17 protein-coding genes and 1 tRNA gene are annotated in these 22159 nt (G+C 45.2%); 8 read left to right on the top strand and 10 right to left on the bottom strand.

The genetic code is table 11. The features are described 5' to 3' along the window. Window positions 1-273 precede the first annotated feature (273 nt). The 3 genes from CLV42_RS30245 to CLV42_RS30255 all read right to left on the bottom strand — a co-directional run bounded on the left by CLV42_RS30245 (window position 274) and on the right by CLV42_RS30255 (window position 2287). Window positions 274-360, bottom strand: a tRNA-Ser gene (locus CLV42_RS30245). A 67-nt stretch (window positions 361-427) separates the two neighbouring features. Then, window positions 428-1471: an asparaginase gene (locus CLV42_RS30250; RefSeq protein WP_106605687.1), complete on the bottom strand. Its 1044-nt coding sequence runs from the start codon at window positions 1469-1471 to the stop codon at window positions 428-430. 45 nt (window positions 1472-1516) lie between these two features. Continuing rightward, the gene (locus tag CLV42_RS30255) at window positions 1517-2287 is read right to left on the bottom strand and encodes a TatD family hydrolase (protein ID WP_106605688.1); all 771 of its coding nucleotides are present in this window, start codon (window positions 2285-2287) and stop codon (window positions 1517-1519) included. 120 nt (window positions 2288-2407) lie between these two features. On the opposite strand from CLV42_RS30255, the gene CLV42_RS30260 reads away from it, so the two are divergent. Next, on the top strand, window positions 2408-3298 hold the full coding sequence (locus CLV42_RS30260; protein WP_106605689.1) for a hypothetical protein: 891 nt from the start codon (window positions 2408-2410) through the stop codon (window positions 3296-3298). A 67-nt stretch (window positions 3299-3365) separates the two neighbouring features. On the opposite strand, the gene CLV42_RS30265 is transcribed toward CLV42_RS30260, so the two are convergent. Continuing rightward, entirely contained in the window at window positions 3366-3992 is a 627-nt protein-coding gene (locus tag CLV42_RS30265; protein ID WP_106605690.1) for a polysaccharide deacetylase family protein, read from the bottom strand. A 54-nt stretch (window positions 3993-4046) separates the two neighbouring features. Here CLV42_RS30265 and gltX point away from each other — a divergent pair, with 54 nt between their 5' ends. After that, window positions 4047-5579, top strand: coding sequence for a glutamate--tRNA ligase (gene gltX, locus CLV42_RS30270; protein ID WP_106605691.1), 1533 nt, complete (start codon window positions 4047-4049; stop codon window positions 5577-5579). An 81-nt stretch (window positions 5580-5660) separates the two neighbouring features. Here the strand turns inward: gltX and CLV42_RS30275 are convergent, their stop codons facing one another. Continuing rightward, window positions 5661-6212, bottom strand: a complete 552-nt coding sequence (locus tag CLV42_RS30275) for a hypothetical protein (RefSeq protein WP_106605692.1) — start codon at window positions 6210-6212, stop codon at window positions 5661-5663. A gap of 310 nt (window positions 6213-6522) precedes the next feature. Between CLV42_RS30275 and CLV42_RS30280 the strand changes: the two genes are divergently transcribed. Together CLV42_RS30280 and CLV42_RS30285 are read left to right on the top strand one after the other, a co-directional pair. Continuing rightward, window positions 6523-7578: a phosphoribosyltransferase-like protein gene (locus tag CLV42_RS30280; RefSeq protein WP_106605693.1), complete on the top strand. Its 1056-nt coding sequence runs from the start codon at window positions 6523-6525 to the stop codon at window positions 7576-7578. Window positions 7579-7608: 30 nt separating this feature from the next. Then, the gene (locus CLV42_RS30285; protein WP_106605694.1) at window positions 7609-8226 is read left to right on the top strand and encodes an NADAR family protein; all 618 of its coding nucleotides are present in this window, start codon (window positions 7609-7611) and stop codon (window positions 8224-8226) included. A gap of 75 nt (window positions 8227-8301) precedes the next feature. On the opposite strand, the gene CLV42_RS30290 is transcribed toward CLV42_RS30285, so the two are convergent. Beyond that, window positions 8302-9969 carry a glutamine--tRNA ligase/YqeY domain fusion protein gene (locus tag CLV42_RS30290; protein ID WP_106605695.1) on the bottom strand — a complete coding sequence of 556 codons (1668 nt, stop codon included), beginning with the start codon at window positions 9967-9969 and terminating at the stop codon, window positions 8302-8304. 125 nt (window positions 9970-10094) lie between these two features. Between CLV42_RS30290 and CLV42_RS30295 the strand changes: the two genes are divergently transcribed. The 4 genes from CLV42_RS30295 (at window position 10095) to fumC (ending at window position 14162) form a co-directional block, all read left to right on the top strand. After that, window positions 10095-10514 (top strand): cobalamin B12-binding domain-containing protein, encoded by a 420-nt coding sequence (locus tag CLV42_RS30295; protein WP_106605696.1) that lies wholly within the window; start codon window positions 10095-10097, stop codon window positions 10512-10514. An 87-nt stretch (window positions 10515-10601) separates the two neighbouring features. Then, window positions 10602-11402, top strand: a complete 801-nt coding sequence (locus CLV42_RS30300; RefSeq protein ID WP_106605697.1) for an outer membrane beta-barrel protein — start codon at window positions 10602-10604, stop codon at window positions 11400-11402. A gap of 412 nt (window positions 11403-11814) precedes the next feature. After that, complete coding sequence (locus CLV42_RS30305) at window positions 11815-12591, top strand: enoyl-CoA hydratase/isomerase family protein (protein WP_106605698.1); 777 nt, start codon at window positions 11815-11817, stop codon at window positions 12589-12591. Between the two features lie 170 nt (window positions 12592-12761). Further along, on the top strand, window positions 12762-14162 hold the full coding sequence (gene fumC, locus CLV42_RS30310) for a class II fumarate hydratase (protein WP_106605699.1): 1401 nt from the start codon (window positions 12762-12764) through the stop codon (window positions 14160-14162). An 82-nt stretch (window positions 14163-14244) separates the two neighbouring features. Here the strand turns inward: fumC and CLV42_RS30315 are convergent, their stop codons facing one another. The 4 genes from CLV42_RS30315 to CLV42_RS30330 all read right to left on the bottom strand — a co-directional run bounded on the left by CLV42_RS30315 (window position 14245) and on the right by CLV42_RS30330 (window position 21833). Next, entirely contained in the window at window positions 14245-15252 is a 1008-nt protein-coding gene (locus CLV42_RS30315; RefSeq protein ID WP_106605700.1) for a sulfite exporter TauE/SafE family protein, read from the bottom strand. Window positions 15253-15463: 211 nt separating this feature from the next. Further along, window positions 15464-18337: a TonB-dependent receptor gene (locus CLV42_RS30320; RefSeq protein WP_106605701.1), complete on the bottom strand. Its 2874-nt coding sequence runs from the start codon at window positions 18335-18337 to the stop codon at window positions 15464-15466. Between the two features lie 287 nt (window positions 18338-18624). Then, window positions 18625-19275 (bottom strand): lipoprotein signal peptidase, encoded by a 651-nt coding sequence (locus tag CLV42_RS30325; protein ID WP_106605702.1) that lies wholly within the window; start codon window positions 19273-19275, stop codon window positions 18625-18627. Between the two features lie 53 nt (window positions 19276-19328). Further along, window positions 19329-21833 carry a bifunctional UDP-N-acetylmuramoyl-tripeptide:D-alanyl-D-alanine ligase/alanine racemase gene (locus CLV42_RS30330; RefSeq protein WP_106605703.1) on the bottom strand — a complete coding sequence of 835 codons (2505 nt, stop codon included), beginning with the start codon at window positions 21831-21833 and terminating at the stop codon, window positions 19329-19331. Window positions 21834-22159: the final 326 nt, after the last annotated feature.

Consider the following 22159-nt stretch of genomic DNA (forward strand, 5'->3'; position numbering starts at 1 on the left):
TAGGCTTGGACTTGAATTGCAAGAAAATAAAACGTCTTTATCACAAATGCTTAAACACGGCCGAATTGGCTGCTTAATTTATTACCGAACTATTGATGTATAAGCAGTTGCAAAAATTGGTCTTTCCAGAGGGAATTGTCTATGACCGGGAAAAAAGGGAATTTCGAACCCCTAAGATGAATTTGATTTTTCAGCTAATTGCCCACCAGTTGGGCAATTTTGCTTATAAAGAGAAAGGGACTTACCATTGTTTTAATGATAAGTCCCCTTTAGCGGAGAAGAAGGGATTCGAACCCTTGAAACCCTTTCGAGTTTACACACTTTCCAGGCGTGCCAGTTCAACCACTCCTGCACTTCTCCGGTTGAATTGAAATTTTATTTCAGGGTTGCAAAGATATCTTTTTCCCCCGGATTACCAAAAATTAATTTATATCGCTTCCCAATCATGGGTATTTGTCGTCAGTTCTCCCCTCAGTGGCGCCTCGATCATCGCCTTTGTAGCTTCAAGATCCAGGTTTTGTCCCAGAACGAACATTAGCTTGGTAATGGCTGCTTCAAAGGTCATATCATGCCCGCTGATCACCCCTATTTGCTGCAGGGGTTGGCTGGTCTCATATTTGCCCAGTTCCACAGAACCACCGTCACATTGGGTGATATCCACAATCACAACACCCTTGTCAATGGCCTTTTTAAGGCTCTCTATAAACCAGGGCTGGGTATTGGTATTCCCGCTGCCGAAAGTCTCCAATATCACGCCGCGGAGGCCACTTACGTTGAGAATTGCCTCCACTGCCTTACGGGTAATACCCGGGAACATTTTCAGGACCGTCACATTATCATCCAGGTGCTTATGTACCTTCAGCGGTTTTTCCGGGCTAGGCAACACCACCTGTGTCTTGTACTTGATATCGATACCTGCTTCTGCCAGCGGAGGGTAGTTCATGGAGTAGAACGCTTCAAATTTCTCAGCGTTATACTTTTTTGAACGGTTGCCGCGGAAGAGTGCAAAGTCGAAATAGATACACACCTCTGGTACTACTACCTGCCCGTTATGACGGGTGGCAGCAATCTCCATCGCGGTAATGATATTCTCTTTGGCATCTGTACGGATCTTGCCAATGGGTAGCTGTGATCCCGTCAGGATGACTGGTTTTGAAAGGTTCTCCAGCATAAAACTTAGTGCTGAAGCGGTGAATGACATGGTATCGGAACCATGTAAAATAACAAATCCATCATACCGGTCATACCGGTCTTCTATGATAGATGCTATTTCCACCCAGATCTCCGGTTGCATGTCGGAAGAATCGATCGGAGGATTGAAGGCGTACACGTAAAAGTCAATCCCCATGCGGTATAATTCCGGAAGATTGTTACGTATCTCATTAAACCCGATAGGACGCAAGGCTTTGGTTTTCTCGTCATAGATCATCCCAACTGTGCCCCCTGTATAAATAATCAGGATTTTACTCATTGATGCTGCTGTTCCAAATTGGCTGCAAAGGTACCCCCTAAAAGGTTAGTGGGTTTTGAATAATTTAAGCGCGTTGTTTGTTGTCATTGCAGCGACATCCGCTATTTTTAGATTTTTTACATCTGCTATCTTTTCTCCGATCAGTGGAATGTAGGCACTTTCATTCCGCTTACCCCGGTAAGGAACAGGTGCCAGATAAGGAGCATCTGTCTCCAGTACGACGTACTGCAGGTCGATATCTTCCAGGATCTTATCCAGTCCTGATTTCTTGAATGTCACCACACCACCGATGCCCAGGTAAAAGCCCAGGTCAATGATCTCTTTCGCTTCTTCCAGTGTACCGGAAAAGCAATGGAAGACTCCTGACAAGCGGCCATCCTGTAAGGCCTTCACTTCATCAATACACTCCCGGGTGCTTTCCCGGCTATGAATGGCTACCGGTAGATGGTACTCCCTGGCCAGTTCCAGCTGACTACGGAAGGCATGGTACTGCTGCTCGCGGTAGGTAGTGTCCCAGTAGAAATCAAGTCCAATCTCGCCGATGGCCTTAAATGGCCTTTTGGCCAGCCATTCCCGCACTACAGCAAGCTCCTGTTCCACATTCTCGTTGATATAACAGGGATGTACACCCATCATGGCAAAGCAGTTGTCTGGAAATTGAACCTCCAAAGCCAGCATCCCTTCAATGGAGTTACTGTCGATGTTTGGTAGGTATAACCGGGATACGCCCGCTGCCAACGCCCGCTCCACTATTGCCGTCCTGTCTGCCGAAAACTCTTCCCCATACAGATGGGCATGTGTATCAATCCAGTTCATTACTCAGATATTAAATTTTTTTATAGGATTTGTAAAAATATTACATTTGTATAATATTTATATTTTAATAGCCCGTACAAAAGTACGGCCGGAAAACCTCATTTTAAACTATACTATTCTATGAAAGGCTACTTTTGCTTTAACCGTATCTTCGCAGGAGTTGTAATCCTGTTAACGATGGCAACCATCTTTTTTGCGTGTTCTAAATCAGCTACTGATACTGCTAAGGTGGACACCAATAAAAGTGACAATCAAACAATCACCGCTGCTGCTGATCAGGCAGTTGTAAGTGGAATATATGACGACCTCTTCGGCATTGCGCTGGAAGTAGGTGCTGATGCCAGCCTGAATGAAACTGGCCGTAAAGCTCACCGCGCTGAGCTGGCTGCCAAATTGGGTAGCTGCTTCTCTTATGATGTTGATGATGTAACCGTAGACCAATGGCCTAAAACCATGCTGATCAAGTTTGGTGAAGGCTGCGCTGATAATACTGGCCGCGTACGCGCGGGTAATATCCAGGTAACTTACAGTGGTTACTTCTACTATCCTGGCTCTGTGATCGTTATCAAGCCGCTGACCTATACCGTAAATGGTGTGGTTGTTACAGGTACCAAAACTATCACCAACATGAGCAATGGTAACGTATACAAATATAGTTCTGTAGTAACGGGTGGTTCTGTGAAACTGGATACTGTAATGGTTGGCTTCAGCAGCAATACTATCATCGTTCAGACTTCCGGTACTGCTACCATGGGCGATGTAACTGACGATATTTTCAGCATCACTGGGAAAGATTCCCTGGTATATCCCCTGGGTATATCTGCTTCCATCACTGTAAATGATGCAGATGCGCTCGAAAGGAAACTGGAATGTCCATGGATCGGTAAAGGTAAAGCGCTGGTGACTGTAAATGGTGTTACCGCTACTGTAAACTATGGTAATGGTATCTGTGATGATTCTGCAACGATCGATCTGGGCGACAAAGTGAAAAGCATTGCATTGCCTAAATAAGCGATAATAATTCATTAAAAAAGCCCGGGTTATATCTGCCCGGGCTTTTCTATTTTCAGGATATCGTTCAGTATGGAATGGCTTCCATGTTTAACTGTTGTTTTTTGAAATATTCCATCACCCGCGGCAAGGCATACTCCAGTCGGTCCCAGGCCTTGGTACTGTCGTGAAACACGATAATAGACCCGGGCTTTGCCTTAAATACTACATTCTGCACGCAGTCCTCCCCGCTTATTTCCGTATCAAAGTCGGCGCTTAATACATCCCACATGATAACCTGCACATTAGGGATCGCTTTTTTCAGGTGCCTGATCTGAAAAGGCGTGATTCTGCCATAAGGCGGTCGGAACAGGGGGGAGTTGATGTATTTGCGGGCTTCGAGAATGTTCTCTATATATTTATCCGTACCCGTTTTCCAGCCGTTGAGGTGGTTATGGGAGTGATTACCGGTATGATGTCCTTCCTCCAGTATCCGTTGGTAGATGTCTGGATGGTCAATAACGTTTTTCCCTATACAGAAGAAAGTGGCCTTTGCCTCATACTTGCGAAGGAGGTCCAATATAAAGGGGGTTGCTGTCGGATGGGGGCCGTCATCAAATGTCAGGTATACAGATGGCCTGGCCGGGGAAAAGTTCCAGGTGCAGCTTTTATACAGTGCTTTCAGCAGTGCAGGTGTTTTCGTAAGATAAAACATGGATGTTGTGATTGAAAAATAAAGGTAGCTAAAATCTTTCTTTACCTTTGCGGCATGCAACAACAGAAAGTAAGGGTACGCTTTGCGCCCAGTCCAACAGGTGGCTTGCACCTCGGAGGTGTACGCACGGTTTTATTCAATTATTTATTTGCTAGGCAGCACAATGGTGAATTTGTGCTGAGGATAGAAGATACAGATCAGACCCGCTACGTGCCGGGTGCGGAAGAATATATCATAGAATGTCTTCGTTGGTGCGGATTGAATCCTGATGAAGGTCCGCATGTAGGAGGCCCCTATGCCCCTTACCGCCAGAGTGAGCGTAAAGCGCAATACCGCCAGTATGCTGAGCAGCTGGTAAAAGATGGTTATGCCTACTATGCTTTTGATACTCCGGAGGAACTGGAGGAAATGCGTAACAAACTGAAAACTGCTGAGAATCCTTCTCCGCAGTATAACGCCGCTGCCCGTCAGCAGATGCGTAATTCCATCAGCCTGTCTGCAGAAGAAACGGCCAGCCTGCTGGAAAAAGGTACGCCTCATGTGATCCGCATCAAAATGCCACAGAACGAAGAAGTTGGCTTTACAGATTTGATCCGCGGACATGTACAGTTTAATACCAGTACCGTTGACGATAAAGTGCTGCTGAAAGCAGATGGGATGCCCACCTATCACCTCGCAGTGGTAGTAGATGATTACCTCATGAAGATCACCCATGCCTTCCGTGGAGAAGAATGGCTGCCTTCTGCACCTGTACACCTGCTGTTGTGGAAATACCTGGGTTGGGAAGCGCAGATGCCTAATTGGGCACACCTGCCATTGATCCTGAAGCCTGATGGTAATGGTAAGTTGAGCAAGCGTGACGGCGACAGACTGGGCTTCCCTGTGTATGCAATGAACTGGACAGATCCGAAGAGCAATGAATTAACCAAAGGCTTCCGTGAATTAGGTTTCCTGCCTGAGGCATTTGTAAATATGCTGGCAATGATCGGCTGGAATGACGGCTCCGGTCAGGAGATCTTCACTATCGAAGAACTGATCCAGCGTTTCTCTCTGGAACGTGTACATAAAGCAGGTGCCAAATTCGACTTTGAAAAGGCGAAATGGTTCAATCACCAGTACCTGCTGCATGCAGATAACGACCGTTTAGCGGCCTTATTTGAGCCAGTGCTGCAAGAAAAGAACATTAGTGCTACCCCTGAGTTTGTTGCGAAAATAGCCGGTCTTGTAAAAGAACGTTGCAACTTCGTGAATGATATCTGGGAACATGCTTTCTTCTTCTTCCAGCAGCCTGAGAGTTATGATATTGCGGCTGTAAAGCCGAAATGGAATGATGATAAAACACAGTTTTTCCGTAACTGGGCGGCTGTAGTGGAAGATCACGCTGAGTTCACAGCTGTATCACTGGAGGAAAGTTTCAAAACACTGGCAGCTTCTATGAATATCAAACCAGGAGAATTGCAGCTGCCATTCCGTATTATGTTGTGCGGTGGTAAGTTCGGCCCTCCGGTGTTTAATATTGCAGAAGTGTTGGGTAAGCATGAGACAATTGCGAGGATTGTGAAGGGGTTGGATGCGATCAATGCATAAAGTATATTACCGGTAATAAAAAGAGAAGCCGTATCGACGTGACGTGTGATACGGCTTCTTTGTGTTTTAATGCCTTTCTTATCATGGGTTATTCACCAATACCGCGCGGAAATCGCCAATAACAGTGGTTGTATCAGGCGTGCCGACAGCATCTTCCTCTGTCACGAGGCCTTTAAACTTTACCTCCACAGTATCGCCAAAGTTTGCAGCATTTCTTGTGATAGTGTACTCCATGTTGTCACTCCTATAGGAAGTGTAGTCTCCTATCCAAAATATTGCATTATTAAAAGTGCCGGTACCAGTAGGCCAGGTTTTGCCGAAGTTAAATTCGGCAACACTCTTATGCTCAAATGGGACGCCTTTGCGGCCGGTCGTCCAGGCGAAGTAAATGTTGTTGTGGTAATACATAAAACCAACACTATCTACTGTATCTTTGAATAGCTCAGTATAACCTTTATAGGTATATCTGAAATAAATTCCGGAGATGGCAGAGTCGCTGACACTGTTAACGATGGCTAATGTTGGTACCGATGCGGGTGGAGCATTGTTTGATGGAGCAGCATCTTTGGAGCAGGCAAACAAAACAAATGCGCTGATAGCGATCAGGCATGCGGGTAGTAACTTCTTGAACATAGGTAGTGGGTTATGGGTTATATTGTTTTTTTGCAAATGTATAGGTGTGTTTGCAGAATAACAAAAAAGAGAAGATTATCGTATTCCGAAAAATTCGCTGTTGTGATACAATAGCTGTAGACAGCGCGCTTTCTTTTGTATGGCAGAAAATGACCAATGCATATATAGAATGAACAAAATGGTTTCTTATATCAAGCCATTTATTATTTACTTTAGATAAAATGTTTGTTCCCAACAACATTTGTAACTCCGAATTAAACAGGTGCTTTTGCTTTTAGCTATGGTTTAATTCATTGTTCAAATATCTTTAATGGAGCATCTTGCGAAAGCAATAGTCGCTATCATCGGCGATTACCACAACCATGTAGGTTTTCAATTTACCGAGACACATGTTATGGATTGGATTTCTCAATTTGATATTGAGGATCAGCAATTCATCCTGGAAGAATTCCTGCATTTATTAGAGCAGGGAATTTATATCTCAAGAGCTAAGGCTAAGCAGCTATTGTCTGCACGGATTGAGGAGTTGATAGTTACCTTAAGATATCCTGATGCTGTCAGCTTATTAAGTGAGACTGTATTTTTAGATCTGCAGAAACCAGGTAAAAGTCAGCAGGACCTGTTGGCCCTATTAAATGAGATAATTGTAGATAAATATGGGATCGACCTAAATAAGTGTGGGACAAAAGCTCAAAAGGTATTTATTTATCTTGATGATGTCCTTGCTACTGGCAATACAATAGCAGTACATCTGAGTAGCTGGTTGCGGTCAGTAAATGAGGAGGGGGAATTTTATTATGAGCTAGTCAATGAGAAAAGAATAACACTGATTGTAAGTGTGTTCTGTTATCATAATTGGGGATGGGCGAATACACAATGGAAGTTCAAGCAGCAATTAGATAACGACCAGATCATGAACAATGTCTTGTTGTTCCACGATTATGAAATTCAGAATCATATAAGACGCAATAACCCCAGGCTAAATCTTGCATATCCCATAGAACCTCAGTCGGAGGCTGTAAATGCTTACCTGCAGAATTTACAGGCAACCACAAATCTGGAGGTAGCTTATAGAAAAGTGAATCTTCCCAGTCGTGAGACCTTTTTTTCATCTCCGGCGAATCGGACACGATTTGAGAACATTTTGCTCCATAAAGGGGTTGATATAATAAATAGGGTTAGAAACATTAACGCAAAAGGGCTAAGACCACTAGGATATACAGCTGGAACTCATAAAACACACGGTCTTGGAACTCTTTTCTTTCTCTGGAGGAATATTCCTAACAATTGCCCGCTTGTTTTCTGGTGGGATAATCCAGTATATAATTGGAGGGGACTATTTCCGGTACGGAACCGGGGTATTTGATTTTACTATAATTTTGCGTATCATTAGTTTATGGAAATAAGAGAATATAACATAAAGGATGTAGTCTCTTTTCAAAAGACCAAAGATGACTTTGGAGGTCTTTCGAATATGGCCGGGGGATATAGTGTGAATATAAATGATGTGATCATACCTACCGTTGAGCATTTATATCAGGCGTGTAAGTTTCCCTTGTTTCCTGATATTCAGGAAGAGATTATAACAGAAAACAGCCCGATAACGGCGAAGATGATCAGCCGTAAGTATAATAAGTTTGTACGTCAGGATTGGGATGATATCAGAATTAAGGTAATGCGCTGGGTTTTAAGTATAAAACTGTCCCAGAATTGGGAAAGGTTTTCAGCGCTGCTTTTGAGCACTGAGGATCGACCTATTGTAGAATTATCATATAGAGATAAAATTTGGGGTGCAGTGGAGAATGGTGATAAGTTAATTGGTGTCAATGCATTGGGAAGACTATTGATGGAATTGAGAGATAAATATGCAAAACATGGATATGAAAGTCGCTGTATCGACCCACCGGCAGTAGTAGGGTTAATGCTATATAGACATGAAATAGGCGTTATTTGTGATGATGTGCATAAGGAGGAATTCCTCATCTCAAAAGAAGAGCTCGAACACTGCGATTGATCTAAACTTTTTAATTATACAAAAAGGCTATTACAGTGAAGTAATAGCCTTTTTATTATACTGGAATATCTATAATTATCCCTTCTTTGCCTCTTTCGCCCATGTATCCTTCAACGTTACTGTCCGGTTAAACACCACTTTCTCAGCAGTACTATCCGTATCTACACAGAAATAACCTTTACGCAGGAACTGGAAGCGCTCTCCCGGTTTAGCTTTCAACAGGCTAGGCTCGACATATGCATTGGAAATAACCTGCAATGAGTCAGGGTTGATATATGATTTGAAATCACCTTCTTCACTGCCCGGATCTTCTACTTTAAACAGTCTGTCGTACAAGCGCACTTCCACGGTAGCAGCATGTGCAGCACTTACCCAGTGGATGGTGCCTTTCACATTCAGGCCGGTAGTATCTCCGCCACTTTTGCTTTCAGGGAAATAAGTAGCGTAGATAGTAGTGATATTGCCATCTGCATCTTTCTCAAAGCCTTCGCCTTTGATGATGTAGGCATTTTTCAGACGTACTACCAGGCCTGGCCCCAGACGGAAGAATTTCTTCGGCGGTTCTTCCATGAAATCTTCACGTTCGATGTACAGCGTATTGCTGAAAGGTAGTGTACGGGTACCTGAGTTTGGATCTTCCGGATTGTTTTCAGCGGTCATTTCTTCTACCTGGTCAGCAGGATAGTTGGTGATCACGAGTTTTACCGGGTCCAGCACTGCCATCACACGATTTGCTGTTTTATTCAGCTCTTCACGGATGCAAAATTCCAGCAGGCTCACATCGATCATGTTATCGCGTTTCTGTACGCCGATACGTTCGCAGAAAGCACGGATACTGGCAGGTGTATAGCCACGGCGGCGCAGGCCACTGATAGTCGGCATACGTGGATCGTCCCAGCCGGTAACATGCTTTTCGTTCACCAGTTGCAGGAGCTTACGTTTGCTCATTACCGTGTAGGTAAGATTGAGACGTGCAAACTCGTACTGGTGGGATGGGAATATACCCAGCTGCTCGATGAACCAATTGTACAGCGGGCGGTGGGGAATAAACTCCAGTGTACAAACGGAATGGGTAATATTTTCGATGCTGTCGCTCTGTCCGTGGGCAAAGTCGTACATCGGATAGATACACCAGTTATCGCCGGTACGGTGATGATGGGCATGTTTGATACGGTACATGATAGGATCACGCATGTGCATGTTGGGAGATGCCAGGTCACCCTTTGCACGTAATACTTTCTCACCATCCTTAAATTCCCCTTTGCGCATACGTTCAAACAGGTCGAGGTTTTCGGCTACGCTACGGTTGCGGTAGGGAGTGCCTTTACCGGGTTCAGTAGGTGTCCCCTTGGAGATGGCGATCTCCTCCGCTGTAGAATCATCTACATACGCCAGTCCTTTTTTTATCAGTTGTACAGCGAAGTTGTATATCTGTTCGAAATAATCGGACGCATACAGTTCCTGGGCCCAGTTGAAGCCCAGCCATTGTATGTCGGCCTTAATGGAATCCACATATTCAGTATCCTCCGTAACGGGATTTGTATCGTCAAAACGGAGGTTGGTTTTACCATTGTACTTCTGTGCAAGGCCAAAGTTGAGGCAGATGGATTTGGCATGCCCGATGTGCAGGTAGCCATTTGGTTCGGGAGGGAAGCGTGTAAGCACCCTGCCGCCATTTACTCCGTTGGCAATGTCCTCTTCTACGATCTGTTCCAGAAAATTGAGGGTCCTTTCTTCGCTCATAAAGTTTAATATATTTCGGACGGCAAAGGTAGTGAAAAGTCCACAGACCCGAGTACGATGTGGGGAAGCTGCCGGCGGTAGACTGCTCAAAAAACTTATATTTACAACCTTAACAACCAAAGATTATGGTCAACCCCCTACAACGTCCTGTACGTGTGCTGGTGGCTAAGGTCGGACTGGATGGTCATGACCGGGGCGCCAAGGTGATTGCGGCAGCCCTGAGAGATGCCGGTATGGAAGTGATTTATACCGGACTGCGCCAGACCCCCGAAATGGTGGTTAGCGCAGCACTCCAGGAAGATGTGGACGCTATTGGCGTCAGCATCCTGTCAGGCGCACACATGACGGTTTTTCCACGTATTATGGCCCTTATGAAAGACAAAGGGATGGATGACGTATTGCTTACAGGCGGAGGCATCATACCGGAAACAGATATGCTGGAACTGAATGAGATCGGTGTCGGAAAACTGTTCCCGCCCGGTACCCGTACCGAGGATATTGCCGCCTACATCACAGATTGGGTAGCTACTCACCGGAGTTTTTAAAAAATAGCGCTGTTTTGAAACTTTTTTTCGTTCCGGGCGTCTTAGATGCATATATCAAGACAACCCAATTAAAACAGAAGAAGATTTATGAAACGGAAACTCTACCTCATTCCACTGCTGCCTTGTTTGTTGCAGTTAACCGCATTCTCCCAGGACAATAAATCTGATACCAGCAAACACGCCTGGAAGGAAATGGTATTTGGCAGATATGCCGGCGCCAGTCCCAGTAAACATCCTTATGTGACTTGGGGCGGCGATGGTCCCCTGTTATCTTTCAGCGACGAGATCAAAAATGCCGGTGTGCATGTGCACAACATTCCCCGTTTTACTTTCTTTTTTAACGTCGGTCATAACCTGAACTATGATTTCGACAGGCACTTCGGGATTTTTACCGGACTGAATCTCAAGAATATAGGACTCATCACAAAAGATGATAAGGATTCCGTAAAACTGAAACGGCGTGTATACACAGTGGGTATCCCTTTGGGTTTCAAGATCGGGGATCTGAGAAGAGGTTCGTTTTTCTTCTTTGCCGGTGGCTCCTATGACCTGGCATTCAATTACAAGGAAAAGAAATTCATCCACGGTGATAAAAAAGATAAGTTCAATGAGTGGTTCAGCGATCGTACACCACTGCTGATGCCTTCCCTTTTTGCCGGTTTAAGGATGAGTCCCGGTTTCGGACTGAAAGTGCAGTATTATCCTAAAAATTTCTTCAATAAAGAGTACAAGGAAGTGTTGGTAGGTGGTACTGCCACTCCTTATAAAGACCTGGATGCCAAACTGTTCTTTGTAACGCTCAGTTATGATTTTGGCAGGTTCCCCGATCATAAACACTGGAAAGAAATGCATGAACGGCATAAGAAACACTGGAAGAAAAACTCCTGATATATAAGATATATTATTGATTCGATGCCTGAAAAGGCCTATCTTAGGAATGACGAATAATGTTAATGGATGTATCAACATTGATTCGTCATTCCTGTTTTTTATCGTTTTTCCTGTATTGCTGTATTATTTTAACATCCCGTAATAATCCTTTTTCTTCCCTTTTTTTGACTTTTCTTGTTCGACGCGTCTTCGTCGCTTCTTCTCCGCTTGTTCTACCGTTCTTCTCTGCTTGTTCTCTCGGATCCGTTAATTGCCTTCAAATCCTCGCTGCTGGCTGATCTATATATACCGATGTTCGGAGGTGATCGCTATTTTGCAAGATATATGTTCATTTGTTTCTATGTTAAAATAATATCACAGTTTGTGTTGGAAAATAAAATAAATTAGTCCTCCAACAAACCCGGATCTCATGTACAATACTATTAAGACTGAACTCACTGATAACATCTTCTTTATTTATATCAATCGCCCTGACAAAATGAATGCGCTGAACGCGGAAGTAATGAAAGAGCTGGCATTGGCGATAGATGAGGTATATACGAATAAGGAGATTAAGAGTGCAGTGATCACTGGTAAAGGAGAGAAAGCTTTTGTCGCCGGCGCCGACATTTCAGAATTTCTCGCATTGTCAGATCTGCAGGGCGCTGAGCTGGCGAAGAAAGGACAGGTGATCTTCAAGCGCATTGAAGATAGCCCCAAGCCGATCATTGCAGCGGTGAATGGCTTTGCGCTGGGAGGCGGCTGTGAACTGGCTATGGCCTGTCACTTCAGGATCGCTGCTACTCATGCACGGTTCGGGCAGCCGGAAGTCAACCTCGGACTGATACCCGGTTACGGTGGTACACAACGTCTGACGGCCCTGGTAGGTAAAGGGAAGGCGTTGGAAATGATGATGACAGGTGATATGATCGGTGCAGAGGACGCACTGGCATGGGGACTGGTCAACTATGTGGTAGCGCCGGGTGATCTGCTGCTGAAATCAACCGAACTTTTACAGAAGATACATACCAAAGCTCCGCTGGCAATAGCCCGCGTGATCAAATGTGCCAATGCTGCACTGGATCATATTTCAGATGGTTATGAAATGGAACTGAATGAGTTCGGCGCCTGCTTCGCCACAAAAGACATGCAGGAGGGAGCCGAAGCATTTATACAGAAAAGAGTGGCAAGGTTTATTGGAGAATAAAAGAACTGCTTGCAGATCGCAATATAACAGCCCGGTCAGGAAAGGCACGGCTCCCGAATGGAGCCCGGGCTTATCTTTTCATTAATGGTAAGGTAAAGGCATTGAATTGGTAATTCGTAATTGATAATTCACAATTCATATGTACGTTTGTACCGCAAAAAATCAAGCATATGGAATATAGAATAGAGAAAGACACGATGGGCGAAGTGAAAGTACCTGTAGATGCTTACTATGGTGCTCAAACTCAACGTTCTATCGACAATTTCAGGATTGCTCAGGATATTAACAGAATGCCAAAGGAAATCATCAAGGCGTTTGCTTACCTGAAGAAAGCCGCAGCACTGACCAACCTGGATGCCGGTGTACTGCCTCAGGAAAAAGCAAACCTGATCGGACAGGCTTGTGATGAAATACTGGCCGGTAAACTGGATGATCAGTTCCCGTTGGTGGTTTGGCAGACAGGTTCAGGTACCCAGTCGAACATGAACGTAAATGAAGTGGTTGCCTACCGTGCACACGTGATCAATGGTGGCAAACTCACGGATAAAGATAAAGTGATACACCCGAATGACGATGTGAATAAGTCACAGTCATCCAACGATACATTCCCTACAGCTATGCACATTGCGGCATACAAAATGTTGATCGAGACCACTATTCCGGGTATCGAAAAACTAAGGGATACTCTTGCTGCTAAAGCAGAAGCTTTCAAAAATATTGTGAAGATCGGCCGTACCCACTTCATGGATGCTACACCGCTCACATTAGGTCAGGAAATCAGCGGATATGTTTCCCAGCTGAACCATGGTCTGAAAGCCATTAAAAATACACTTGCTCACCTGAGCGAATTGGCCCTGGGGGGTACTGCTGTAGGTACAGGGATCAACACGCCAAAAGGTTATTCAGAGAACGTAGCAAAACATATTGCTACACTGACAGGACTGCCATTCATCACCGCTGAGAATAAATTTGAAGCACTGGCAGCACATGATGCTATCGTAGAAGCGCATGGTGCACTGAAAACTGTAGCGGTAAGCCTGATGAAGATCGCGAATGATATCCGTATGCTGAGCTCCGGCCCACGCTCCGGTATCGGTGAGATCCACATTCCTGACAATGAGCCAGGTTCTTCTATCATGCCAGGTAAGGTAAACCCTACTCAGTGTGAAGCGCTGACGATGATTGCTGCACAGGTATTGGGTAATGATGTGGCGATTAACATCGGCGGTGCTACGGGGCATTTTGAACTGAACGTGTTCAAGCCCGTAATGATCTACAACTTCCTGCACTCTGCACGTCTGATCGGCGATGGTTGTGTAAGCTTCAATGATAAATGTGCTGTAGGCATCGAACCAATTGAAGCAAACATTAAAAAGCATGTAGATAACTCCCTGATGCTGGTAACTGCACTGAATACCAAAATCGGGTACTACAAAGCAGCAGAAATTGCGCAGACAGCCCATAAAGAAGGTACTACCCTGAAAGAAATGGCAGTGAAACTGGGTTATGTAAAACCTGAAGAATTTGATGCCTGGGTAAATCCACTGGATATGGTGGGCGATATCAAGTAAACAATAGTTCAAGCTATAAAATAATAAAGGGGTATCTGCTCAAACAGATACCCCTTTATATTTAACCGGAAACCGGTTTATATCAATGTAGAAGCGTCGTGATAATGGTGCGCAGGCTTAAGAGTATAATGAGTGTGCCCACCATGATCATCAGCGGCTTACGTTTAAGCCTTCTTACAAGAAGCGCTGCAAAAGGAGATGCAATCACTCCACCGATGATCAGCCCTATGATAACAGGCCAGCCGGCAATAGCGCCGAAAATGAGGAAAGTACTTGCGCTGGAAAGAGAGATAAAGAACTCCGCAGCATTCACAGAACCGATAGTATAATGCGCTGTACGGCCTTTACTCAGTAAGGTGGACGTTACTATTGGTCCCCAGCCGCCACCGCCAAAAGAGTCCATAAAACCACCGAAGAACGCCAGGGAACCCAGACGTTTGGTCTTACTTTTTGCTTTTTTAGGTTGGAATGCTTTGCGTAGTACGATAGCACCCAGTATGAGCAGATAAGCGCTGATAAAAGGTTTGATATTGTCCTCCTTAAAGTAAGATAACCAGGGAACTGCAGCAGAGATAGCATTCATTTTAGAAAGTAGCAATGAACCGCTGATGGCGCCTATTATGCCGGGTATTAACAGATAGAGGAACAGCTTTTTATTCACATTACCAAAACGGAAGTGCGAAATGCCGGATGCACCGGTGGTGAACACCTCCGCCACATGCACACTGGCACTGGCAATAGAAGGGGGAATGCCCAATCCCAGTAACAGGGAGGAGGAAGTTGCTCCATAAGCCATGCCCAGTGCTCCATCTACAGTCTGCGCCGCCAAACCTACCAGTATATAGAATAACAGCTCCTTCGTAAAAAGGGTTTGTGTGAACTCGAAAATCCGTGTATGGGTAGCCTCGGATGTATTGTAGTAGGATAAGATCCCTACCCCGGCAAGTACTGCTACGGCAATAATGCCGATCAGCAGCCACAGTGCAGGCTTACGTTGGTTCTCCTCATTGACAAGGTCAATCAGTATCTCCTGACGTTCTACCGTAGCGTACTTTTTTTCAAGTTGGTCTATCTCCTCGTTGTGCGGCATGTATTACTGTAGTTATATAGTCTATAGATGTTATAGACTAAGGTAGGCCGAAATCATGGCATATCCAAATGCGGGAGATTAAAATGTGCTGAATATTTCAATAAAAGGGGGAAACGTATGTAGCGGGGATAAATCATCCCCGGGAGATAAAAAAGAAAACCCGCCGGGCAAATGGTCTGCTGCCGGCGGGTTGCTTAGTTATGTTGATGCCTTACTTCTTGAAAGGCAGATCGTATGTAAATGCAACGTAATACAATCCTTTGATGGTTGGACCACCTACATACTGGAAGTAGGAGGTATTGAAGATGTTTGAGCCACCTACTTTTACGGAAGTATGTATTTTAGGTAAACTGTAGGTCACCTGTGCATCTACAGTACTGTAAGCAGGCACGTTTCCATTACCGAACAGGTTTTGCCAGTAGAAGGTTTCCTGCCAGTGCCATACTACGTTGAAACCGAGATTAGGCAATACCCGCCTGTTACCAAAGCTCACATTGGTGAACCATTTAGGTGTATTGAAGCCAGGGATCAGGGCATCATCTTTAGTCTTATCCTGCGCCAGGGCATTGTAGTTAGCATTACCGCTGATAGTAAATGTTTTCAGGAAGTTATAGGTAACACCCAATGCAAAACCGTAGTTCTGCACGGTGGATTTACTGTTTGTCCACACGCGGTACCGGTTCTGGTACTGTTTGTCATACATCTGGTTCAGTACTTCCTGGGTAGGATTATTTACGTTACCAGTTTTTGGTACGGCTACTTCCACCTGGCCGATGAAGTTTTTGTAAGTATTGTAATATCCGTCGACGTCGATAAATACCTTGTTGTCAAACAGTACACTCTTGTAACCAGCTTCGAACGACTGGATCTGTTCAGGTTTGATGGCATCCAGGTTAGCCACTTTCAGCACATTTGCATTCTGTAACTCCGCGTCGTTCCTGCTCAGGGTGGGATCGGCATTGGTAGCCTTGTTCACCGCTGTGGTAAATGCGGTAGCACTGGAAGTGAGGTAAGAGTTCTTGAAATAGCCCAGTCCTTCTTCTATGAATGCCAATCCACCTACACGTCTTACACCACCGTTGTTTACGAAGGAATAAGCCTCAAACAGGGAAGGGAAACGGAATCCGTTCTGCCAGGAAGCCCTGAAATTGTGACGTTGATCAGGCGTAGTATATACTGCGGCCACACGGGGATTGAACTTGCCTGAAAACTCCTGGCTCTTGTCAAAGCGCAGAGATGCAGTCACTTTCAGCTGGTCATGGAGGAATAATTTGCTGCCCTGTACGAAACCACCTGTTTTACCATACCAGATGTTCTTTCCACCGGGAGTATTACGCTTGTCCAGTGGTTTAGTCAGATCTACGAAGTTGTTACCATCCGGGATGATCTCGTAAGTGCGGTAATCAGCACCTACCAGTACATCCAGGAAGTGGATGTATTTACGCAGGTTCCAGGTACCTTCTACATGGTAGAAACGGCTCATCTGGAGCAGGGCAGCGCCACCGCTTTTGTTGGTGCTGTCTTTTGAAACAGGATAAATATCCCAGTCGTTAATGCTCTTAATCTTGGCTACCTGCGCATCAAAGGCAGCTGTACCGGGTGTCCAGCGGCCCGCATCTGCAGCTGCACGTGCAGCTCTGTGAGCTTCTGCTATATTGCTGCCGGTAGCATCCAGTGCGTTATTCAGGGCAGTGGTATAATCCGCCTGCCATTTTTTATCTGTTTTGAAGGATTTTTCCAGGTTGTCTGCCAGTGGGTTCATATTGTAGGAATCACCCGTGTTTTCCAGGGAAACGTAAGAGCGCAGGGTAAAATCCTGCCCTACTACTTCTACCTTATGATTTTGCACCACTACATTTTTCAGCCCGATACGGTTACCACGTTGGAAGAAACCATCCATTTTACCTACACGGTAGGTGTAGGATGCCTCTACCTTAGGAGTGATCTTATAGTGCAGGGCACCGTCAAATTTCAGGTTCTTTACGGTGTAGTCGCCTACCAGGTCTTTTTCCCAATAGCCGGTGCGGGATACGTTATAAGACTTACCGAATTTGTCGGTGATAGGAAAAGTACTCTGGTCGGCGTATTTATTCCAGGCATCATTTGCCGGGTTGTTAGCGCCGGTCAGCTGTGGGAAGTCAGGGTTTGCCTTGCTGCCGGGATTGAAATCATTGTGACTGTCGGCATACCAGTCAGTACCCTGCATATAGGAGAAATTCACCTTGAACGCCAGCCTTTTACTGAGTGCCTGTGCATAACGTACCGATGTTTCGGAGATCGGTTTTGGAGAGCTGCCATTACCATCAAAGTGGTTGAAGGCGACTTTCTGGTATACACTGACACCCTGGTATTGAAATGGGTTTTTAGTAATGAGGTTGGACATCCCGTTCAGGGCGTTCATACCATACAATGCAGAAGAAGCGCCAGGCGTTACCTCAATACTCAATATATCCAGTTCAGTGGGCCCGATAGCATTCCCCAGAGGCACGCCCAGTGTGGCGGCCTGGTTGTCCACGCCGTCTATCAGCTGCATGAAACGGAAGTTATTGGGCACGTTGAAGCCACGTGTGTTGAAAACTTTGAAAGTCAGACCGGCAGTGGTCATCTGAACACCTTTCAGATTACCGATAGCATCATAAAAGGAAGCCGCTGGTGTTTCTTTCAGGGCTTTTACGTCCAGTTTTTCGATGGCAACCGGTGAGCGCATCAGCTTTTCCTGCTGCCGGGAGGCTGATACCACCACTTCATTCACCAGCAGCGATTGTGTGATGAGCTGGAACTGTAGACGGCTGTTGCTGTTCCTGACGTCAAATTCCTGGTTTTGATATCCCAACAGGCGCACCTGCAGTTTTAAAGGAAATTTGGTATTTGTGGTGATCTCAAATTTACCGGTAGTATCTGTCGTTGCACCGAAGGAGGTCCCTTTAATCTGGACAGTGGCGCCAACCAGTGGTTCGCCTTTATCTCCGGTGATCTTCCCGCTGAGAATATAAGAGCCATTCAGCTGAGCCTGGGCCAGTACAGGCAGTAATAAGGCCAGCAGCCAAAAGGATGCTGTATAGATAGTGTGTCTTTTTGCGGACATAACTATAGTTTATTGATAAATAAATTGGTCGTATTAATGAAGGTGATTTTGGCAGATGCCATTACAGGCTTATCGGGGGAAAGCTGTTTTCAGTGCTCAACAACATCGTAAAGAGGTGTTCATTGCGTATTTAATTGGTGGTGAATACTAGTTTATCCCTTGATTATATCTATTAGTCTATCGGATTTGTGGACAAATGTAATACGGCAATTCAACTTTTCAAAGGAATAGACAAAAAAAAGCGGTCTCGTCCAGGACGAAACCGCTCTAAATAGTATCTGAAAAACTTATTTTGTTACTGCAACTGGCTCTTTCTCAGTTGGTTGCTTTTCGTTGTGTTTGTGAAAAAAACGTTTCTGGAATACCAGGATAGTGATCACACCCACAGAGATAGCAGCATCTGCAATATTGAAGATCGGGTTGAAGAATACGAAATAGTCGCCTCCTTTGAATGGGATCCAGGTAGGGAGGTAGCCACGGTAAACCGGGAAATAGAGCATATCTACCACTTTTCCGTGGAGGAAGCTGGCATAACCACCGCCTTTTGGCAGGAAAGTAGCCACATCGTAGAAGTTGGTCTCTGAGAAGATCAACCCATAGAACATGCTGTCTATCAGGTTACCGGCAGCACCAGCGAGAATGAGGGCGCCACAAACCAGTAAACCGGTATGATGTTGCTGTTTTACCAGCGTTTTCATGTACTTAAAGCCAATTACTACGGCAGCCAGGCGGAAAAGCGTCAGTAACACTTTACCCCACTCTCCTCCCAGCTCCAGCCCATAGGCCATACCAGGGTTCTCAGTGAAGTGAATACGGAACCAGTTAGGGAAAATGATAAACTCCTGGCTAAAGTTCATGTGTGTCTTTATCCAGAACTTCAGCGCCTGATCCACCACCAGCACTAAGACAACAATCCAAATTACGTGACGATATTTCAAAGGGTAAAAATTTTATCAAAAATAATAATAATGTGCAAAATCGGAATTTCCGGTCATTCCTCGAAATATACACGCTTCACTCGCTGCGAAATTCCTGTTAATATTTCGTAAGGAATGGTATCTGCCCATGTTGCTACCTGCTGAACCGGCAAATCGCTGCCGAAAACAATCACTTCATCACCTTCCGTTACGTCGGGAATGTGGGTAACATCCAGCATCAGCATGTCCATGGCTACAACGCCCGCCACCGGGGCCAGTTGTCCGCGTACCAGCATTTTCCCCTTGCCATTGCTCAGGCGGCGGGGATAGCCATCTGCATACCCTATGCGCACAGTAGCGGTCACCGAAGGGCCTTTAGCCACCCATTTAGCACCATATCCTACTGAATCTCCCGCTACCAGGTGTTTTACCTGCGCCACCGTCGTTTTCAATGTACTGACAGGCCGCAGCTGTTCCTGGATGGAGGTTGCACTGTCAATGCCGTACATCCCGATGCCCAGTCTCACCATATCCAGCTGCAGATCAGGATGCCTTTCTATGGCAGCACTGTTGGATATATGCCTGATGACGGCATAACCGAGGGCTTTTTGCAGCTCATGACTCATTTCAAAGAATAAGCGGCCCTGTTGTTTTGTGAATTCATCCATTGCCGGATCTTCACTGGCTGCCAGATGACTGAATACGGAACTTACCCTGAGGTATAGATTGTCATTCAATAATCGTCCCAGTTCAGGAACGTCTTTCTTCTCAAAACCGAGCCTGTGCATGCCTGTGTCCAGCTTAATATGTACAGGAAAACCATTTTTACCAGCCAGCTGAACTTCTTCTTCAAACTGTTTTAACAGATGGAGGGAATATATTTCGGGTTCCAGATTCCATTGAAGGATAGCGTCGAATGAGGCGGGTTCAGGGTTCATTACCATGATCGGCATGGTAATACCGGTCCTTCTTAATTCAACACCTTCGTCAGCATAAGCAACGGCGAGGTAATCTACGCCATGAAACTGCAATAGGTTTGCAATCTCAAAACTTCCGCTGCCATAAGAGAATGCTTTCACCATCGCCATCAGTTTGGTACTGGGTTTCAGGCGGGATTGATATTGTTTTACATTGTGCGCTACTGCACTTAAATTAATTTCCAGGATGGTTTGATGCACCTTCTGCTCAAGCAGCTTGCCAATTCTTTCAAATTCAAATACGCGGGCGCCTTTCAACAAGATGGTTTCATGCTGGAAATCCTGCTGGTTGAACTGCTGGATAAATTCTTCTGTTGTCAGAAAAAAACTGCTTTTCAGGCCGGGGATCTGCTGAAAACTTTTTTTCTCTCTGCAGATATTTTTACCAATACCGATCACTTTATTGATACCCTTCTGCTGCAACAGACTGGCCACTTCCTCATAAAGGGATGCATCGCTTTTACCGCTCTGCAGTATATCGCTGAGGATGACGGTACGGGTAGGATGTTGCTGCTGTTGCTGCAGGAACTCCAGTGCGATAGCCAGTGAGCCGAGATCAGAGTTATAGCTGTCATTGATGACGGAGCAGTTGTTGATACCCTGTTTTAATTCCAGGCGCATAGCAATATTACCCAACTGATCCATCCGCTGCTGAATCACCTCCTGGCTCATGCCCAGGTGCATCATCAGTGCCCAGCAATGAATGGCATTCTCTACAGAGCCCTCATCCACGAAGGGAATGCTGATGTGTAGTGACTCATTCTGATAGAGCGCCTCTATGTGGGAACGATTTTCGCTTTTATTTACGCTGGTAATGCGCAGGTCCGCCTCTGTTTTGCGCGACCAGGAGAAGAGCTGTAAGCCTCCCTCATGGCTGTCTTTCTTACCCACCAGGTTATGAAAGTTGAGCACACACTCATTGAGTGCGAGATAATCTTTGCAATAGATCAGCAGTTCACTTTTGGAGAATAATACCAGCTTCTCGTTGATCTTTTGCCTGATATTCAGAAATCCTTCATTGTGGGCTTCACCGATATTGGTGAAGATGCCAATGGTAGGACGGATGATCTTTTCCAGGTGTTCCATCTCTCCCGGCTGGGAAATACCGGCCTCGAAAATAGCCAGTTGGTGCTCGGGTTTCATCTGCCATACAGACAAAGGAACGCCGATCTGTGAGTTGTAGCTTTTAGGGCTGCGAACGATATTGTAATCTTTTTCCAGCAGTTGGTATAGCCATTCTTTTACGATGGTTTTACCGTTACTACCGGTAACACCAATCACCGGAATATGGAACTGTTGACGATGATAGGCCACCAGTGTATGCAATGCATGCATGGTGTCTTTTACAAGAATAATGTTGGCTTTAGGATACTTGCCGGAAGGCAAAGGTTCACTTACAATGAAATTGGAAACTCCTTTGTCGTATAGCTCCTGTATATATTGATGCGCATTACGTCTGCTGCTGACCAATGGTATAAAAAGAGATGTTTCAGGAAAGCTGAGTTTCCGACTGTCCAGCAAAATGTGTTCAATCTCCGGGTTACCCGTCTGCTGCAATAGTTCACCTTTCAGCACTTTGCTGATACTTTCTGCGTTGTACACGTGTGGTTAATTTTTGATGTGAAAAGCGTCTTTTGCATTTCACGACTTCCCTTAATAGTTCCCGGCAGGCCGGGTATTAAATTTTTAAAAGTTGACTCTTTCGTTTCAGGGGTTCAAGTAGCCGCTTTTAAATTTATCGCTGGGCAAATATATGGGGAATAGTCCATAGTCATTGTCCCGAATCCATAGTTGTGCCCGTTAAAAGAACATCTGTCGACTATCACCAATAGTCTGAAGCCGTGATCGTTACAAGGTATTGTCATCCTCCTTCAACGCCGGTAATTGCCGATCTATTGTTTGTAAATCAATTATTTACAAACAATTAA

The sequence above is a fragment of the Chitinophaga ginsengisoli genome, from assembly GCF_003014595.1.
In the GTDB taxonomy this organism is placed as follows: domain Bacteria; phylum Bacteroidota; class Bacteroidia; order Chitinophagales; family Chitinophagaceae; genus Chitinophaga; species Chitinophaga ginsengisoli.

Coding starts and splice junctions, on each gene's coding strand:
- CLV42_RS30260 (WP_106605689.1), top strand. CDS start 2,408: ATGAAAGGCTACTTTTGCTTTAACCGTATCTTCGCAGGAGTTGTAATC.
- CLV42_RS30265 (WP_106605690.1), bottom strand. CDS start 3,992: ATGTTTTATCTTACGAAAACACCTGCACTGCTGAAAGCACTGTATAAA.
- CLV42_RS30255 (WP_106605688.1), bottom strand. CDS start 2,287: ATGAACTGGATTGATACACATGCCCATCTGTATGGGGAAGAGTTTTCG.
- CLV42_RS30280 (WP_106605693.1), top strand. CDS start 6,523: ATGGAGCATCTTGCGAAAGCAATAGTCGCTATCATCGGCGATTACCAC.
- CLV42_RS30320 (WP_106605701.1), bottom strand. CDS start 18,337: ATGTCCGCAAAAAGACACACTATCTATACAGCATCCTTTTGGCTGCTG.
- CLV42_RS30305 (WP_106605698.1), top strand. CDS start 11,815: ATGTACAATACTATTAAGACTGAACTCACTGATAACATCTTCTTTATT.
- CLV42_RS30250 (WP_106605687.1), bottom strand. CDS start 1,471: ATGAGTAAAATCCTGATTATTTATACAGGGGGCACAGTTGGGATGATC.
- CLV42_RS30285 (WP_106605694.1), top strand. CDS start 7,609: ATGGAAATAAGAGAATATAACATAAAGGATGTAGTCTCTTTTCAAAAG.
- fumC (WP_106605699.1), top strand. CDS start 12,762: ATGGAATATAGAATAGAGAAAGACACGATGGGCGAAGTGAAAGTACCT.
- CLV42_RS30275 (WP_106605692.1), bottom strand. CDS start 6,212: ATGTTCAAGAAGTTACTACCCGCATGCCTGATCGCTATCAGCGCATTT.
- CLV42_RS30300 (WP_106605697.1), top strand. CDS start 10,602: ATGAAACGGAAACTCTACCTCATTCCACTGCTGCCTTGTTTGTTGCAG.
- CLV42_RS30290 (WP_106605695.1), bottom strand. CDS start 9,969: ATGAGCGAAGAAAGGACCCTCAATTTTCTGGAACAGATCGTAGAAGAG.
- gltX (WP_106605691.1), top strand. CDS start 4,047: ATGCAACAACAGAAAGTAAGGGTACGCTTTGCGCCCAGTCCAACAGGT.
- CLV42_RS30295 (WP_106605696.1), top strand. CDS start 10,095: ATGGTCAACCCCCTACAACGTCCTGTACGTGTGCTGGTGGCTAAGGTC.
- CLV42_RS30315 (WP_106605700.1), bottom strand. CDS start 15,252: ATGCCGCACAACGAGGAGATAGACCAACTTGAAAAAAAGTACGCTACG.